This is a genomic window from Bacillus sp. RCC_6_1, from assembly GCF_041360755.1.
Classification (GTDB): domain Bacteria; phylum Bacillota; class Bacilli; order Bacillales; family Bacillaceae_G; genus Bacillus_A; species Bacillus_A cereus.
The window spans coordinates 386183-402499 of record NZ_JBFUPV010000002.1 but is presented as its reverse complement, the minus strand read 5'-3'; the positions used below and the strand labels follow the sequence as shown (position 1 = coordinate 402499).

Here is a 16317-nt window from a genome sequence, read left to right as displayed (position 1 = left end):
CTCCTCCTATTCTAATGGCGCTGAAGGTGTTGCACGTTTAGCAACCGTAATATGCTCTACGTCATTTAAATCAGCGGCAGGTTTTACATAAGCTGTTTTTGTTAAGCCATATGCATCTGGCTGAACTTCAACGATTTTTCCAATTACAAGACCTTTCGGGAAAATATCACCCAGTCCAGATGTTACAACTAGTTGATCTTTCTCTACCGGTGCATCAGAGCCAATCTTTGTGAAAAGAAGTAATTGCTTTTCTTTGTCATAACCTTCAATCAATCCAAAGATTTTCTCTTGCCCTTGTACAATAGCAGAAACGCGATTTGTTCGGCTCATAGAACTTAGTAATTCTACTGATGATGTAAACTGAGATACACTTTTCACTCTTCCAACTAACCCTTGTGAAGTTACTACAGCCATATCTTTTTTAATTCCTTGCTGTGCCCCTTTATCAATTCCAATTAAATCGTACCATTTATCTGGATTACGAGAAACAACAGTAGCTGGAATTTCAGTATACCCGCTATTTAACTCTTTTTTACCAGTTAGCTCTTGTAGCTTCTTGTTATCATCTTCTAATTGTTTTACTTTCCCTGATAGACCTGCATAATTATCTAATTTTGCTTTTAATTCTTTATTCTCTTCATACGTGCGCTTTACATCCTCTACATTTTCGAAGAATCCAGCTACGTATTTCGCTGGCTTTTGGAATACACGTTCTACAACACCGACAGTATCTTTAACAAACTGCTCTGGCCATGTTAAACTGTTCCGTTCTTTCAATGAGATTCCAATCAATGCCACGAGAAGAATAATACTAACCAACAAAACAATTAATCTTTTGTTTAAGAAAAACTGTGGCACGTTCACACCCTCTTAATTTCACTGATTTTTATTTTGCAATATTATCGAGCAGCAGTTTTGAAAAGATCGATATTGTCTAATGCTTTACCTGTTCCAATTGCTACGCAATCTAATGGATCTTCTGCAACAAGAACTGGCATTTTCGTTTCTTCACTAATTACTTTATCTAAATTACGTAGTAATGCCCCGCCACCTGTTAATACGATACCGCGGTCCATAATATCAGCCGCTAATTCAGGTGGAGTTTTTTCTAACGTATTTTTAACTGATTCTACAATCGCATCTACTGTATCTTTTAATGCATCTGCAATTTCTTCTGGCTGAATTAGTACTGTTTTTGGTAAACCACTTACTAAATCACGACCGCGAATTTCCATAGGCTCGATACCTTCTGGCTCGCCTGCAGAACCAATTTCTAATTTTAATGCTTCAGCTGTTCTTTCACCGATCATTAAGTTATAGCTTTTCTTAATGTACTGAATGATTGAATCGTCCATATCATCACCAGCAACACGGACTGACTGGCTTGTTACAATACCACCTAGAGAAATAATTGCAACTTCTGTTGTACCACCACCGATATCAACAACCATACTACCAGTTGGTTCCCAAACAGGTAAGTTTGCACCAATTGCTGCTGCAAATGGCTCTTCGATAGGATAAGCATCACGAGCACCCGCTTGACGAGTCGCATCGATTACTGCACGTCTTTCTACAGCTGTAATACCAGATGGTACACATACCATTACATACGGCTTACGTGAGAAGAAACCGTTTGATTTTTGAGCTTGTTGAATGTAATATTTCATCATTGTTGCAGTTGTTTCGTAATCAGCAATTACACCGTCTTTCATCGGGCGAAGTGCCACAACGTTCCCTGGTGTACGACCAATCATTTGTTTTGCGTCGCTACCTACAGCAACGATTTGTTTCGTATCAGTTTGTAACGCCACTACTGAAGGTTCACGTAAAACTACACCTTTTCCTTTTACATATACAAGCGTGTTCGCAGTTCCTAAGTCTATTCCAAGATCGCGAGTAAATCCACCAAATCCAAACATATTATTTATCTTCCTTTCTTGTTTTCACGGACTCATTTTTTCTTAATTTATATTATAAAAACAGTACGTTTTTTATATCTTTATCCTTTTTGTAGATAAATTTCTACAAAAAACTCATAAATCACATTATAAAACAAAATAAGTAAAAAGCATAGTCTTAAATATGACCTTTTTCCTTTAAACTCACGAATTTATGGTCACCTATTATAATATGATCAAGCACTTCAATTCCGATAATCTGGCCGCATTCTACTAAGCGTTTTGTTACTTCAATATCTTCACGGCTCGGCGTGGGATCTCCTGAGGGATGGTTATGAAGACATATGATAGAGGCTGCTGCACGACGGAAGGCTTCTTTAAAAACCTCCCTCGGGTGTACAATTGACGTGTTTAAACTTCCAATAAAGATCGTTTGCCTATGTATAACTTGATTTTTTGTATTTAAATATAAACAAACAAAATGCTCTTGTTGTAAAAAACGCATTTCTTCCATCATGTATTTCGCACAATCTTCTGGACTTCGAATACTATATCTATTTTGATATTCTAAACGTACCATTCTTCTGCCTAGTTCAAAGGCTGCCATAAGTTGCGATGCCTTTGAAATCCCAATACCATGTATACTAATTAGCTCCTCTAATGTTGCATCTTTCAACATACGTAAGCCATCAAATTGGTGTAAAATTTTATCTGACAACTTTAAAACTGTTTCTTCTTTAGAACCTGTTCTGAGTAACACTGCGAGAAGCTCTCGATTTGATAAACTTCCAGCACCTTCTAACAATAAACGCTCCCGTGGCTGTTCTTCTCTTACAACATCACGAATACCGTTCATCTCTCCACCCCTTTATTTGTTCTCTCAAAGAAAACCCCATGCAATTTTACGCATGGGTTACATCAATATCAAATTGTTTTAATTCCCGAACGAGGCGTGCGATTGGTAAGCCAACTACACTATAGTAGTCCCCTTGAATATTTTGAACGAAAATAGATCCTTTACCTTGAATCCCATAACTACCGGCTTTATCAAGAGGTTCTTTCGACGCGACGTATGTATCAATTTCCTCTTTTGTTAACTCCCAAAATGTAACTTCTGTACGCTCATAAAAAGTAACCGTTTTTTCTTTTGCTATAATCGCAACACCTGTATACACTTCATGTGTTTTCCCTGATAGTAATTGTAACATCTCTTTCGCCTCATCCTCATTAGAAGGCTTACCAAGAATACGCGACTCATATGTAACAATTGTATCTGCACCTAACACAATGTGATCACTATTATTTTCTGCCACCGCTGATGCTTTTTGCAAGGCAAGCGACATTACAATATCAGAAGGCGATGAATATGCACCAATTGTTTCCTCTACTTCACTTACAACGATTTCAAATGGCACACTAGCTAACTCAAGCAATTCCTTCCTCCGAGGTGATCCTGAAGCTAAAATTATTTTTCTCATATTTTCTCCTTCCTTTCTCACATGAAGCAGAACAATTTATATTAATCGTATCAAAGGAATAGTTTGCCCACAAATGAAAGAAATATTAATTTCTCTAACTAAAATAAAACTTCTTTATTGCATACGATTATATTCCCATCATAGAGAAAGCACTTTGCTCTAAATTCAAAAGAAAAGAAAGAAGTACATGTACTTCTTTCTTACTCATTTTATTATCCTATCATTTCACTTTCTACGAAACAATTTTTTCATACGAGAGTAAACCATCAATAATAACTTGATTTAATTTCGCCAAAGATTCCTTATCCATCTTCCCATCTTTTACTGTTTGTACAGCTACCGACGTATACATATACAGTTTCTTTGCTTCTTCTCGTTTCATACTTCCCCCTTCTTTTTCAACCTTTTTCCATTCTTTTTCAATTGCTTCTATATCTTTTGGGCTGCTTTTTCCACCAACTTGTACGCTAGAAGCATATTTTGCTAAATGAGTGTATAATGGCTGCACTTTTGTTAAAAATGTCCCTACTTCTTTATCATCTTTCAGCAATGCTTTATCTGTTATATCCCAGCTCTTTTTTAAAACGGAGACACCATCATTTTTATACTTAGTCATTAATTGATTTATAGACTGTTCATCGCTAGCAATACCAACAACTATTGCATACTTATCACCGCTCGGTCTCAAAGCACCAATGCCCCCATTGCCTTTCCATTCTTCAAGAGCTGCCTGTCCCTTTTCTTCAGAAGAATAAAGCCCCCCTTGAACAAAAAATAATTTCATCGGATCCAATGACGTTCCTGCCTGTGCTTTTTGTTTTTCTTCTTTCGGTGCTGGTGTTTGTTCTGCCGTTCCACCCACCCTTGATTCTCCATTTCCAGTCGGCCTTGAAGCTGTCACTTCACTTCCTCCTGTCGTTCCTTGTCCAGTAAGTAAATGAAGCATCCCCATTCCAAACGCCGTACCGATAATGATTGCAGTTGCAACGATTACAATTAATGTATTACTCCACTTCTTTCGGTATTTTTCCACAGACATTGATTTCGCTTTTTGAAACGGAACAACATTTTTCGGTCGTTCACTTTCTACTACCATCCATTCAAATTCATCTTTCTTTTTTTCCTCATACTTCGCTTCTGTTCCATTCACTTTCACTGAGATCGTTCGTGATTGCTTGTCCATACACTCACACCTCACCTCTTATCGTTGTCCGCATCATATCATATTCATTTCATAAAAAAACGAGATATTTGTCAGAGGAATTCGCCAAATAACCCTATATATTTATCTTATATGTATGCATTTGACTTCATTTGTAGAACAAAAAAACTAGATAGCAAAGACTATCTAGTTTTTCTCGCGAATATATTTTCGTACTTCAGAAATGAAATAAAGAGAACCCGTTATGATAAAAACATCATTTTCTGCTATCTTTTCAACTTTTGTATCAATTGCCTCTTTCCAATTTTCAAAAACTAATTTTGATTCTTTCTGTGAATATGATGCAAGCTTGTCAGCAGAAATAGCACGATCAAAGGCGAATGTTGTAAAAATAATTTCATCTGCAATGGTTTCTAATTGGCCTACCATGTTATGTAATTGTTTATCACCAAGGGCAGTAAATAACACTATTACATTTTTATCTTTGTAATGCGCTTCTACTGTTTTCACAAGGCTTTCGATACCTTCTGGATTATGAGCACCATCTATAATAATATCCGGGTTACTTTGCAGCTTTTCAAAGCGCCCAATCCAATATGCTTCCAGTAATCCCGTTCTTATTTCCTCTTCCTCAATTAAAAATGATAAATATGTTTTTACATACATTACTGCCATAAGTGCTAACGCTGCATTTCCTACTTGATGAATGCCTTTCATTGAGATTTGCAAATCTTCAAATGCGGAAAAAGGACAAGTAAAATCAAACTGTTCCCCATCTTCATTAGACTGTTTATGTAACGCTGTAAAATGCTTGCTAAGTTCGTATAAGTTTGCATGGTTTTCCTTTGCAACATTTTGAATGACTTGCAAAGCTTCTTCATCTTGTACACCAGTAATTACCGGCACGCCAGACTTAATAATCCCCGCCTTTTCATATGCAATTTCCCCTAGTGTATTTCCTAAAATATGCATATGATCGTGACCGATATTCGTAATAATCGTGAGGACAGGGTGTATAACATTGGTAGAGTCAAAACGTCCACCAAGCCCTGTTTCAAATAAAACAACATCACAGAAATTGACTTTACCGAAATAGCAAATCGCCATAACAGTAATAATTTCAAACTCTGTCGCTTCCCCTAAATCCGTTTCATCTAGTTTTTCAACGACTGGTTTTACCATCTTTACAAGTTCAGTAATCTCTTCGTCTGCAATTGGTGTTCCATTCACACTAATGCGTTCATTAAATGATTCGATGTAAGGAGAGGTAAACGTTCCTACCTTATATTTCGCGCCTTCTAACATGTAACGCATATATGTTAACGTTGAACCTTTTCCATTTGTACCAGCAAGATGAACACATTTTATATGACGCTCTGGATTTCCAAGTTCTTCTAACATCCATCTCATTCTTTCTAATCCTGGTTTAATTCCAAATTTCAATCGGCTATGGATCCACCCTATCGCTTCTTCGTATGTATGTATCACGTATGTTTTTCCCCTTTCAATAGACAACTTTCATAGTTCTATTATACGCAAAGAAAAGAGACTCACCAATATAGTGAGTCTCTAAAAACATTTTTACTTTTCAAGATCTGCTAGACGTTGACGAACTGCTTCGCGTTTTTCTAGGTAATCTTGCTCTTTCGCACGCTCTCCTTCAATAACCGCTGCAGGAGCTTTCGCTACGAAACCTTGGTTAGAAAGTTTCTTCTGTACACGTTCTACTTCTTTATCGAACTTCTCAAGTTCTTTCTCAAGACGAGCTCTCTCTTCATCAAGATTGATAAGATCAGCTAACGGTAAGAATAACTCTGCACCTGATACGATTGCAGTCATTGCCTTTTCTGGCGCTTGTAAGTCTGTTTGAATTGTTAATTCGCTTGGGTTACAGAAACGCTCAATGTAAGAGCTGTTTTTCGTAAGTTGAGCAAGTACAGCCTCATCTTTTGCTTTAATTTGCATTTGAACTTTTTTGCTCATTGGCGTATTTACTTCTGCACGGATGTTACGAACAGAGCGAATGATATCAACTAGAAGGTGCATTTCTGCCGCAGCTTCCGTATCTTGTAAATCTTCGCGAACTGTTGGCCACGCAGCTACTGTAATAGACTCGCCTTCATGCGGTAAATGTTGCCAAATTTTCTCTGTTACGAATGGCATGAATGGGTGTAATAGACGCATTGTTTGATCTAATACGTAAGCTAAAATAGAACGAGTTGTTTTCTTAGCTGCTTCATCTTCACCGTATAGTGGAAGTTTCGCCATTTCAATATACCAATCACAGAAATCGTCCCAAATGAAGTTGTATAATGAACGACCAGCTTCACCGAACTCATATTTATCCATGTTACGTGTTACGCTTTCGATTGTTTCGTTTAAGCGCGTTAAGATCCACTTATCTGCTACTGATTTTTCACCAGTTAAATCGATTTCTTCATACTTCATATCATCCATGTTCATTAATACGAAACGTGATGCGTTCCAAATTTTATTAATGAAGTTCCAAGTAGATTCTACTTTTTCCATGCTGAAACGTAAATCTTGACCTGGTGCACTTCCTGTTGATAAGAAGAAACGCATTGCATCTGCACCGTACTTCTCGATAACATCCATTGGGTCAATACCGTTACCAAGAGATTTACTCATCTTACGACCTTGCTCGTCACGAACTAAACCGTGAATTAATACATCTTTAAATGGACGCTCTCCTGTAAACTCTAAACCTTGGAAAATCATACGAGATACCCAGAAGAAGATGATATCATAACCCGTTACTAGTGCATCTGTTGAATAGTAACGTTTGAAATCTGCTGAATCTTCATTTGGCCAACCAAGTGTTGAGAATGGCCATAACGCTGAACTGAACCATGTATCAAGTACGTCGTTATCTTGATTCCAGTTTTCAATATCTGCTGGTGCTTCTGTACCTACGTATACTTCACCAGTTTCTTTATGGTACCAAGCTGGAATACGGTGTCCCCACCATAATTGACGAGAAATACACCAGTCATGAATATTTTCCATCCAACGTAAATATGTGTTTTCAAAACGCTCTGGTACGAACGTTACTTTTTCTTCTTCTTTTTGTTGAAGCGCTACTGCTTTTTCAGCAAGTGGAGCCATTTTTACGAACCACTGTGTTGATAAATAAGGCTCAACAACTGCACCGCTACGCTCACTATGACCTACTGAATGCATATGTGGCTCGATTTCTACTAATACGCCAGCTTCTTGTAAGTCTTTTACTAATTCTTTACGGCATTCGAAACGATCCATACCGTTATACTTACCAGCTTTTTCGTTCATTGTTCCATCTTCGTTCATTACTAATATGCGTGGTAAGTCATGACGGTTACCTACTTCAAAGTCATTCGGGTCATGAGCTGGTGTAATTTTTACAACGCCCGTTCCGAAATCTTTTTCTACGTACTCATCAGCAATAATCGGAATCTCACGGCCTACGATTGGAAGTGTAACTGTTTTTCCGATTAAATGTTTGTAACGATCGTCTTCTGGATGAACTGCTACTGCTGTATCACCAAGCATCGTTTCTGGACGAGTTGTCGCAAGACGAATGTGACCAGAACCATCTGTTAACGGATAGTTCATATGATAGAATGCACCTTGAACTTCTTTATGAATTACTTCAATATCAGAAAGAGCTGTACGTGTTGCTGGATCCCAGTTGATGATATATTCACCACGGTAAATTAAGCCTTTTTCGTATAATTGAACGAATACTTTATTAACCGCATCTGATAAACCTTTGTCTAATGTGAAGCGTTCACGAGAATAGTCTAGTCCTAAACCAACTTTCCCCCATTGTTGACGAATGTGAGAAGCGTACTCTTCTTTCCACTCCCAAGCTTTTTCAAGGAATTTTTCACGGCCAAGATCGTAACGTGAAATACCTTCTTCACGAAGTTTTCCTTCTACTTTCGCTTGTGTTGCGATACCAGCATGGTCCATTCCTGGAAGCCATAGTACATCGTATCCTTGCATACGCTTCGTACGAGTTAAAATATCTTGAAGAGTTGTATCCCAAGCATGACCTAGGTGTAACTTACCAGTTACGTTCGGAGGTGGAATTACAATTGTATACGGTTGTTTCTTCTCGTCTCCTGTTGCTTCAAAATATTTGCCTTCAAGCCACCATTGATAAAGGCCTTCTTCAACGGACATATGATCATATTTAGTTGGTAAATTCTTTTCCGTGTTTGACATTATTTTCCCTCCTTAAAATAAAAAATGTCCCTCATCCAAAAAGGACGAGGGACATCGCGGTACCACCTTTATTTACAAACAAATTCATAATTTGCTTATACTCTTAATTTGATAACGGACAAATCCGTCTTTTCCTAATAAGAACTATTCCGTTCAGAAAAGATGCTCCAGGGCTACCTTCTAACATAACTATCTAGAGAATCTCTCAGCTAATGATTCTCCTCTCTGAAGACGTTTCATGTTATACTCTTCCCCTTCAAGGCATTTATATGATTGTTAATTATTATATACAATAGTGTAAAAAACGAAACCTTATTCGTCAAGATAAATTTAAAACTACAGCTTTTCGTGCAAAAAAAAGAAGATAAGTAGAATCCTCTACTTATCTTCTTTCCCCCGCTATTTGCGGGCAGTAAGACCTCCACCTCAAAACTCAGCTGAAGCAAAGAAGTTAGATGGGAGCCCTGCTGCCCGTAAACGCCCAATTGGTGAAGGCTAATCATCAGCGGAGAATGCCTTTACTTTATCCGTTCCCTTGCTGGGCAGCTTGTAATTGCGACAGGAAATATTCTATATTGCTAACGAGCCAATGCGATTGTTGCAAACTCTTTACTCCGCGCAGTTCATTTTCCTCGTTGCGATTATCTCTTCTTTTCTTATAAGACTGGATTTGCCGAATAAATTGCGATGGATACGTCATATACGCAAACATAAGTAGTTGCTCTTCTTTCGTAAAAGGGAAATTTTTTTGATACATTTGAAACCATTCAAACCGATCACTTCTTGCGATTGGATATGTGTTTAAAGAACGTGAATAAAAACCTACTATATCTTGCACAGGCGTTGCAAACTTCGATTTTTCTAAACTAATAAAATAGCCATTCCGCTCATAGTCAAATAAAAAATGATTAAGTGACACATTACCATGCACAAAAGTAATACGCGTTTTCTCTTTTTCTTTCATCGCATCGTTCCACTCATTTAATTGCTTCGTTGCAAATTCACGCGCTCTCATTACATGATGATAGTACGTACAATATTGCAATTCAAACGGGGACATATACCATTTTGATTCAGATTCTACGAGAAACTCTTCTAACATCTCACCATCATTTTCCCAACGATCGGATATACTTGTATAATGTTTTTCTAAATCTTCTTCCGTATACGTTTCTTCCTTCACAGTTTTTTGATGCAACGTTCCAAGTGTCTGAAACATTTTATGGTATTGATCATTGTCCTCATCGTTTCCTTCTGCACGTTCTAACCAAGGCATTAAATAATAATTATACGTCCCGTCACTTAAAATATAACTTCCATCCGTCGCATGATATATAGGTACATAATTTGAAAAACCTTTCTCCTTCAAATATTGAATATGATGCAGAAAGTTATTCCGCTCTAACTTTCTGCCTTCTATTTTCTTGAGTGCATATGGACCTTGATTCGTATAAATTTTCATTACATTTCCGTGCTCTTCCATATGCTGCGTATCCAATCTATATTGCCTCACAATAGGTTCATAGTGATTTCGCAACTCAATATCCATACGAATAACCCTTTCTATTCAAAACATAGCCTCTAAGAAAGGAAGTGAGTGAAAACACTCACTTCCTTATTTCGTCTTTACCCTTGAAACGGGAATATAAATAATTTGCCCCGTATTTAAAAATATATCTTCTGTTTGATTGACACGGTGTAAATTTTGTACAGACGTTTCATAACGGTCTGCAATAGATTCAATTGTATCCCCTTCTTGCACGAAATACATTCTTAACTTTGTAAATTCTTCTTCCGGTTCTTTCGTAAATAGTTTTGTTAAATAAAGCGCATTTTCATCTCGCTGTGAGTACTCTTCTTCTTGTTCTTCCTGCTTTTTCGCTTTTTCTTTCTTGAAATCTTTTCGTCCGAACAGTTCAAATTGTGGCGTTGTTTCTTGCTCCTCTTCACGTTCCACAAATTCATGTTCTTCTATTTTCTCTTCTTCTAATTCCTGCTCTTTTCTTTCCTCTAATTGGAACGGTTCAAATGCGTAATCTTCCCACTCATCTGATTCCTTATATGCTGGTTCTTCTACATGCGGCGCCGGTCTATTTTCATCCTCTTGCGCTGAATCTTCTTCTAACTCAGCATACACCGTTTCTTCCTCTTCCTCTTCAACTTCATCCTCGCTTCTCTCTTCATCACACAAACCGGTAATAGATATATCCGCTAATAATTGTAAGCAACCATTTTCCTTTAATTCATAATCAAATTCCTCGATTGATACATATAGCTCTTCAATTACTTTCACTCGATTTCTCGGAATTGATATTTCAAGTGGAAAGGAATGAACAAGTTCATTAACCCCATCTTCTCTTGTTTCTACATAATCAATTGACTTTGCTGGCGATAGTTCTCTTAATGAATACGCCGAATCATCTTTTCGTGCAACATACTCTCCCGTTAAATCTAATTGTCCTCTCACGATTACTTCATGATCAAGCTCTTCTATCTCAACGTCTGGATCTAACGAAATTGACAAAAGTTCTTCGACTTCCTGTCCTTTTTGGAACCACACAGATTCTTTTAATGAAAATCGTAATGAATGATCTGCAGCCACTTCTTTTCCCCCTCCCAAACTATATGTCATTACAGATTTATGTGCGGAAAGCTTACTTTATGAATAAAAAAAATCGCTCCCCTTACGGAGAGCGATTTTCTCTAATACATTACGCTTTTATTTTTGACATTGCAATTTCAGCTGCTGCAATCGTCGCTTCAATATCTGCATCACTATGTGCTGTCGATAAGAATAAACCTTCGAATTGAGATGGCGGTAAGAATACACCTTGTTCTACCATTTCACGATAGTAAGCCGCAAAGAATTCTAAGTTTGAAGATTTTGCTGTATCGTAATTAATAACGGGTTCATCTGTAAAGAAAATACCAATCATAGAGCCTGCACGGTTAATATGGTGAGGAATGCCATGTTTTTCAGCTGCTTTACGTAATCCAGCTTCTAACATTTCAGCTTTACGCTCAAATTCTACATATGATTCTGGCGTTAACTGTACTAACGTTTCATAACCTGCCGCCATTGCAAGTGGGTTACCTGATAAAGTACCAGCTTGGTAAATCGGTCCGCTTGGCGCAACTTGGCGCATAATTTCCGCTTTACCACCGTATGCTCCTACTGGTAAACCACCACCGATTACTTTACCTAAGCATGTTAAATCAGGCGTTACGCCATAATAACCTTGGCCACAATTATAAGCTACTCGGAACCCTGTCATTACTTCATCAAAAATAAGCAATGCACCGTTTTGTTCTGTTACTTCACGAAGACCTTCTAAAAATCCAGGCTGTGGAGGAACAACCCCCATATTTCCTGCTACTGGTTCTACAATTACACAAGCAATATCATCACCGAATTGTTCAAACGCGTATTTTACGCTTTCTAAATCGTTATAAGCTACTGTAATCGTATTTTTCGCTACACCTTCTGGTACACCAGGACTATCTGGTAAACCTAAAGTCGCCACACCAGAACCAGCTTTAATTAATAGCGAATCACCATGACCGTGGTAACAACCGATAAATTTCAAGATTTTATTACGACCTGTATAACCACGAGCTAAACGTAGTGCACTCATTGTTGCTTCCGTTCCAGAGTTAACCATACGCACAATCTCAATTGATGGCACGCGCTCAATAACAAGTTTTGCTAATTTATTTTCAATTTCTGTTGGTGCACCGAAGCTTGTACCTCTTTCAGCAACAGATTTTAACGCTTCTACAACACGATCATTTGCATGACCATGAATTAAAGGACCCCATGATAATACGTAGTCGATATATTCATTCCCATCGATATCATATACTTTAGAGCCTTTTCCACGCTCCATAAACAACGGATTCATCCCAACAGACTTAAAGGCACGAACCGGGCTATTTACGCCACCAGGCATTAAGTCTTGCGCCTCTTCAAACGCTGCAATTGACTTATCAAACTTTTTCATTATTTAGCGCCTCCTTCTTGTAACCATCTTGCTGCATCTTTTGCATGATACGTAATAATTAAATCTGCTCCTGCACGTTTCATACTAATTAATTTTTCAAGAACAACTTCTTTTTCATTAATCCAACCATTTTGCGCTGCCGCTTTAATCATCGAATATTCACCACTTACATTATAAGCGACAACTGGTAAATTAAAGTTATTTTTCACATCACGAACGATATCTAAGTAAGAAAGAGCTGGTTTTACGATTAAGAAATCTGCACCTTCCATTACATCCGATTCTGCTTCACGGAATGCTTCCATACGGTTTGCCGGATCCATTTGATATGTTTTACGGTCACCAAATTGCGGTGCACCGTGCGCAGCATCACGGAATGGTCCATAAAATGCTGATGAATATTTCACAGCGTACGACATAACTGGCACGTGTCCAAAACCATTTTCGTCTAATGCATGGCGAATTGCTGTTACGAAGCCATCCATCATGTTTGATGGCGCAATAATGTCCGCTCCTGCTTTCGCTTGACTTACAGCTGTTTTCGCAAGAACTGCAAGAGACTCGTCATTTAAAATAATACCATCTTCAATTACACCGCAATGACCATGGCTTGTAAATTGACATAAACATGTGTCTGCAACTACTACTAGCTCAGGGAAATCACCTTTAATTTGCTGAATAGCACGTTGTACAATTCCATGATCACAATATGCTGATGATCCAACTTCATCCTTTTCAGCAGGTAAACCAAATACAATAACAGAACGAATACCTAAATCAACAACTTCTTGCATTTCAGCTTGCAATAAATCTAAAGACATTTGATATACGCCTGGCATAGAAGGAACTTCATTACGAACATTTTCACCTTCTAATACAAAAATAGGGTAAATAAAATCTTCCGTATGTAAAAACGTTTCACGCACAAGCGCACGCATGCCCCCGCTTTGTCTTAAACGACGATGACGATTAAATTGTAAAGAGTTCATAGATTTCTATCCCCATTCTTTCATTTTATAGATTCACAAACACATTGTAGTAATGCTTCTACAGTGTACTCTTTCGGCACAATAACAGACGGAAAATAAAGACTTGCCTCTTTTTCCGTAATAGGTCCTATACAAGCAATTGTACATTTTTTTGTCCATTCTCTCCAGTTTGTACCCTCAAGTAAACGAACAAAACTAGTAACAGTTGAAGGGCTCGTAAATGTAATAATGTCTACTTTCCCTAACTTCAATGCCGCTATAAGCTCTTGCTTTTTTTCTATATTCACTTTCGTACCGTATACGGTTAGCTCATCTAGAGAAATACCAATTTCCCGAAGTGCAACCGGAATTACCTCTCTTGCTAAATTCCCTTTCGGAAATAAAATACGTTCATTTCCACTTAATTCTTTTAGAAACTCTTCTGCAAATGCTTCTGCAACAAATAAAGTCGGAACAAAATGAACTTGATAGCCCCTTTTTTCTAACTCTAATTTTGTTTTCACACCTACCGCAGCGATTTTAATGGTTAGTGGTAGTTTCTTTTTTAAACTATCCAGAAAAAAAGCTACACCATTTCTGCTCGTAAAAATAACCCAGTCGTATGAATGTAGCTGCTCTTCAATATGTTGAATTTGCCTATGAGACATACCTTCCATACGCAAAAGCGGAATTTCCAATGGAATTCCGCTCTTTTCTTTCACTGCTACACTCATTTGTTTCGCTTGATGCTGGGCACGTGTAATCAATACCGTTTTTCCAGCGAGAGCGTTCATATTTATTGTTGCTCCTTATTTGCAGCAAGAATGAGTTCTTTGGCGCCTTGCTTAATTAAACGGTCCGCGGCCTCTAATCCTACTTCCTCAGGATTAGTACCCACTACTGTCTCTTTTAATAAAACAGAGCCATCCATAGAGCCGACAAGAGCTGTTAATTCGATTGCATCGTTTTCTGTAAGGGTTGCATATCCAGCAATTGGAACTTGGCATCCACCTTCAAGTTTATGAAGAAATACTCGCTCCGCTGCCACTGTTCTTTCTGTTATCGTATCATTAATATGCGCTAACAATTGCAATAAATCCTTATCATCCTCACGACACTCAATCGCTAATGCACCTTGTCCTACAGCAGGTACACATAACGCTTCATCTAAATGTTCTGTAATAACTTCATCATCCCAGCCCATTCTTTGTAATCCAGCTGTCGCTAAAATAATCGCATCGTAATCTTCTTCTTTTAATTTACGTAAACGTGTATCGATATTCCCGCGAATCCACTTAACTTGTAAATCTGGTCTCGCAGCGAGTAGCTGTGCACTACGTCTTAAACTACTCGTACCTAAAATAGCACCTTCCGCTAACTCTTTAAACGATGCTCCATTTTTTGAGATAAAAGCATCACGAGGGTCAACACGCTTTGGTGTACAGCCAATCATTAAACCTTCTGGAAGTACGGCTGGCATATCTTTCATACTATGTACAGCCATATCGATTTCTTTCGTAAGTAGCGCGTGTTCAATCTCTTTTACAAACAAGCCTTTGCCGCCTACTTTTGAAAGAGTAACATCTAAAATAACATCACCTTTTGTGACAATTTCTTTCACTTCAAATTCATATGGTAGACCTAGGGCTTTTAACTGATCAATAAACCAGTTTGTTTGCGTTAATGCTAGTTTACTCTTTCGTGATCCTACAATAATTTTGCGCATAATTCTCTCTCCTCATTATAAATACCAAAAGTGGAAATTGGATAAACTGCTTAATAGAAAAATGTTTACTAGCATTACGAGAAACGATCCGATATTCCACTGTACAATTTTCTTACCTTGCAACACATCTGCCGCTCGTAAATATAAACCTGTGCAATACACAAATAGAACGACAAAAGATCCGATTACTTTCGTATCATACCAATGGAAATTATCCAATTTTGTATATCCCCATATACATCCTAATAAAATTGCTAGTAAGAAAAATGGAACAGAAAATAAATTTAATCCGTAAGACATAGATTCTAGCTTCGGTAAATTCCCTAACCTTCTTAATCTCGCATTCCATTTTTTCTTTTTTAATAGGCGATATTGTAATAAGTACATAATAGAAAAAATGAACGATACAGTAAACGTTGCGTAAGAAATAATTGCCATACCGACATGCACGTATACAAGTTCTGAAACTAATTGTTCCGCAAGTACTGGCGACATCTTTCCGAGCGGTGTAAAAATAGAAAAAGCGCTTACGCCAAATGCAACAACATTTGTAAAAAAGACTAAAAAGTCGATTCTCATAAATCGATTAATGACTAACGACATCGTAATCAATAACCAAACATAAAAATAAATCCCTGATAATAAAGTTAAAATAGGATTCGTTTCTGAATCTGTAGCCCTAAGCAACATAAAAATAGACTGCAGGACCCATACAATCGCAAGTAACCAAAAAGCAAATCGGTTCGCCTTTCGGTTACTTTGGAAATAATCTATAAAATATAAACTAATGCTACAAGCATATAAAATAATTGCAATATGATAAATAATACTGTTATTTAAAAAACTCATCCGATCAT

14 protein-coding genes and 1 other annotated feature are annotated in these 16317 nt (G+C 37.6%); all 14 genes read right to left on the bottom strand.

Annotated elements, in window-relative coordinates; genetic code table 11:
- Positions 1 to 6 precede the first annotated feature (6 nt).
- The gene (mreC, locus tag AB6801_RS08160; RefSeq protein ID WP_001135488.1) at positions 7 to 858 is read right to left on the bottom strand and encodes a rod shape-determining protein MreC; all 852 of its coding nucleotides are present in this window, start codon (positions 856 to 858) and stop codon (positions 7 to 9) included.
- Between the two features lie 41 nt (positions 859 to 899).
- On the bottom strand, positions 900 to 1919 hold the full coding sequence (gene mreB / locus AB6801_RS08155; protein ID WP_000466736.1) for a cell shape-determining protein MreB: 1020 nt from the start codon (positions 1917 to 1919) through the stop codon (positions 900 to 902).
- Positions 1920 to 2076: 157 nt separating this feature from the next.
- A complete protein-coding gene (radC, locus tag AB6801_RS08150) occupies positions 2077 to 2754 on the bottom strand; it encodes a DNA repair protein RadC (RefSeq protein ID WP_001013391.1) in 678 nt (225 codons plus the stop codon).
- Between the two features lie 46 nt (positions 2755 to 2800).
- Complete coding sequence (locus tag AB6801_RS08145; protein ID WP_061654504.1) at positions 2801 to 3376, bottom strand: Maf family protein; 576 nt, start codon at positions 3374 to 3376, stop codon at positions 2801 to 2803.
- Positions 3377 to 3608: 232 nt separating this feature from the next.
- A complete protein-coding gene (locus AB6801_RS08140; RefSeq protein WP_370941052.1) occupies positions 3609 to 4559 on the bottom strand; it encodes a stage II sporulation protein B in 951 nt (316 codons plus the stop codon).
- A 165-nt stretch (positions 4560 to 4724) separates the two neighbouring features.
- The gene (locus AB6801_RS08135) at positions 4725 to 6026 is read right to left on the bottom strand and encodes a bifunctional folylpolyglutamate synthase/dihydrofolate synthase (RefSeq protein WP_000582067.1); all 1302 of its coding nucleotides are present in this window, start codon (positions 6024 to 6026) and stop codon (positions 4725 to 4727) included.
- A gap of 93 nt (positions 6027 to 6119) precedes the next feature.
- Positions 6120 to 8765: a valine--tRNA ligase gene (locus tag AB6801_RS08130; protein WP_000072250.1), complete on the bottom strand. Its 2646-nt coding sequence runs from the start codon at positions 8763 to 8765 to the stop codon at positions 6120 to 6122.
- A 37-nt stretch (positions 8766 to 8802) separates the two neighbouring features.
- Positions 8803 to 9034, bottom strand: a binding site (T-box leader).
- A gap of 254 nt (positions 9035 to 9288) precedes the next feature.
- Complete coding sequence (gene ysxE / locus AB6801_RS08125) at positions 9289 to 10314, bottom strand: spore coat protein YsxE (protein ID WP_098326815.1); 1026 nt, start codon at positions 10312 to 10314, stop codon at positions 9289 to 9291.
- Between the two features lie 66 nt (positions 10315 to 10380).
- Complete coding sequence (gene spoVID / locus AB6801_RS08120) at positions 10381 to 11397, bottom strand: stage VI sporulation protein D (RefSeq protein WP_002062448.1); 1017 nt, start codon at positions 11395 to 11397, stop codon at positions 10381 to 10383.
- 79 nt (positions 11398 to 11476) lie between these two features.
- Positions 11477 to 12766, bottom strand: a complete 1290-nt coding sequence (gene hemL / locus AB6801_RS08115) for a glutamate-1-semialdehyde 2,1-aminomutase (RefSeq protein ID WP_370941051.1) — start codon at positions 12764 to 12766, stop codon at positions 11477 to 11479.
- The gene (gene hemB / locus AB6801_RS08110; protein ID WP_001087065.1) at positions 12766 to 13755 is read right to left on the bottom strand and encodes a porphobilinogen synthase; all 990 of its coding nucleotides are present in this window, start codon (positions 13753 to 13755) and stop codon (positions 12766 to 12768) included. The genes hemL and hemB overlap by 1 nt, the downstream gene beginning before the upstream one ends.
- 20 nt (positions 13756 to 13775) lie before the next feature.
- Positions 13776 to 14528 carry a uroporphyrinogen-III synthase gene (hemD, locus tag AB6801_RS08105; RefSeq protein WP_000992342.1) on the bottom strand — a complete coding sequence of 251 codons (753 nt, stop codon included), beginning with the start codon at positions 14526 to 14528 and terminating at the stop codon, positions 13776 to 13778.
- Positions 14529 to 14530: 2 nt separating this feature from the next.
- Complete coding sequence (gene hemC / locus AB6801_RS08100; RefSeq protein WP_001226396.1) at positions 14531 to 15460, bottom strand: hydroxymethylbilane synthase; 930 nt, start codon at positions 15458 to 15460, stop codon at positions 14531 to 14533.
- A 15-nt stretch (positions 15461 to 15475) separates the two neighbouring features.
- The gene (locus AB6801_RS08095; protein ID WP_000008991.1) at positions 15476 to 16309 is read right to left on the bottom strand and encodes a cytochrome c biogenesis protein; all 834 of its coding nucleotides are present in this window, start codon (positions 16307 to 16309) and stop codon (positions 15476 to 15478) included.
- Positions 16310 to 16317: the final 8 nt, after the last annotated feature.

Bases quoted from the DNA above. Each gene is read 5' to 3' on its own strand.
- mreB (WP_000466736.1), bottom strand. From the start codon at position 1,919: ATGTTTGGATTTGGTGGATTTACTCGCGATCTTGGAATAGACTTAGGA.
- radC (WP_001013391.1), bottom strand. From the start codon at position 2,754: ATGAACGGTATTCGTGATGTTGTAAGAGAAGAACAGCCACGGGAGCGT.
- AB6801_RS08145 (WP_061654504.1), bottom strand. From the start codon at position 3,376: ATGAGAAAAATAATTTTAGCTTCAGGATCACCTCGGAGGAAGGAATTG.
- AB6801_RS08140 (WP_370941052.1), bottom strand. From the start codon at position 4,559: ATGGACAAGCAATCACGAACGATCTCAGTGAAAGTGAATGGAACAGAA.
- AB6801_RS08130 (WP_000072250.1), bottom strand. From the start codon at position 8,765: ATGTCAAACACGGAAAAGAATTTACCAACTAAATATGATCATATGTCC.
- ysxE (WP_098326815.1), bottom strand. From the start codon at position 10,314: ATGGATATTGAGTTGCGAAATCACTATGAACCTATTGTGAGGCAATAT.
- spoVID (WP_002062448.1), bottom strand. From the start codon at position 11,397: ATGACATATAGTTTGGGAGGGGGAAAAGAAGTGGCTGCAGATCATTCA.
- hemL (WP_370941051.1), bottom strand. From the start codon at position 12,766: ATGAAAAAGTTTGATAAGTCAATTGCAGCGTTTGAAGAGGCGCAAGAC.
- hemB (WP_001087065.1), bottom strand. From the start codon at position 13,755: ATGAACTCTTTACAATTTAATCGTCATCGTCGTTTAAGACAAAGCGGG.
- hemD (WP_000992342.1), bottom strand. From the start codon at position 14,528: ATGAACGCTCTCGCTGGAAAAACGGTATTGATTACACGTGCCCAGCAT.
- hemC (WP_001226396.1), bottom strand. From the start codon at position 15,460: ATGCGCAAAATTATTGTAGGATCACGAAAGAGTAAACTAGCATTAACG.
- AB6801_RS08095 (WP_000008991.1), bottom strand. From the start codon at position 16,309: ATGAGTTTTTTAAATAACAGTATTATTTATCATATTGCAATTATTTTA.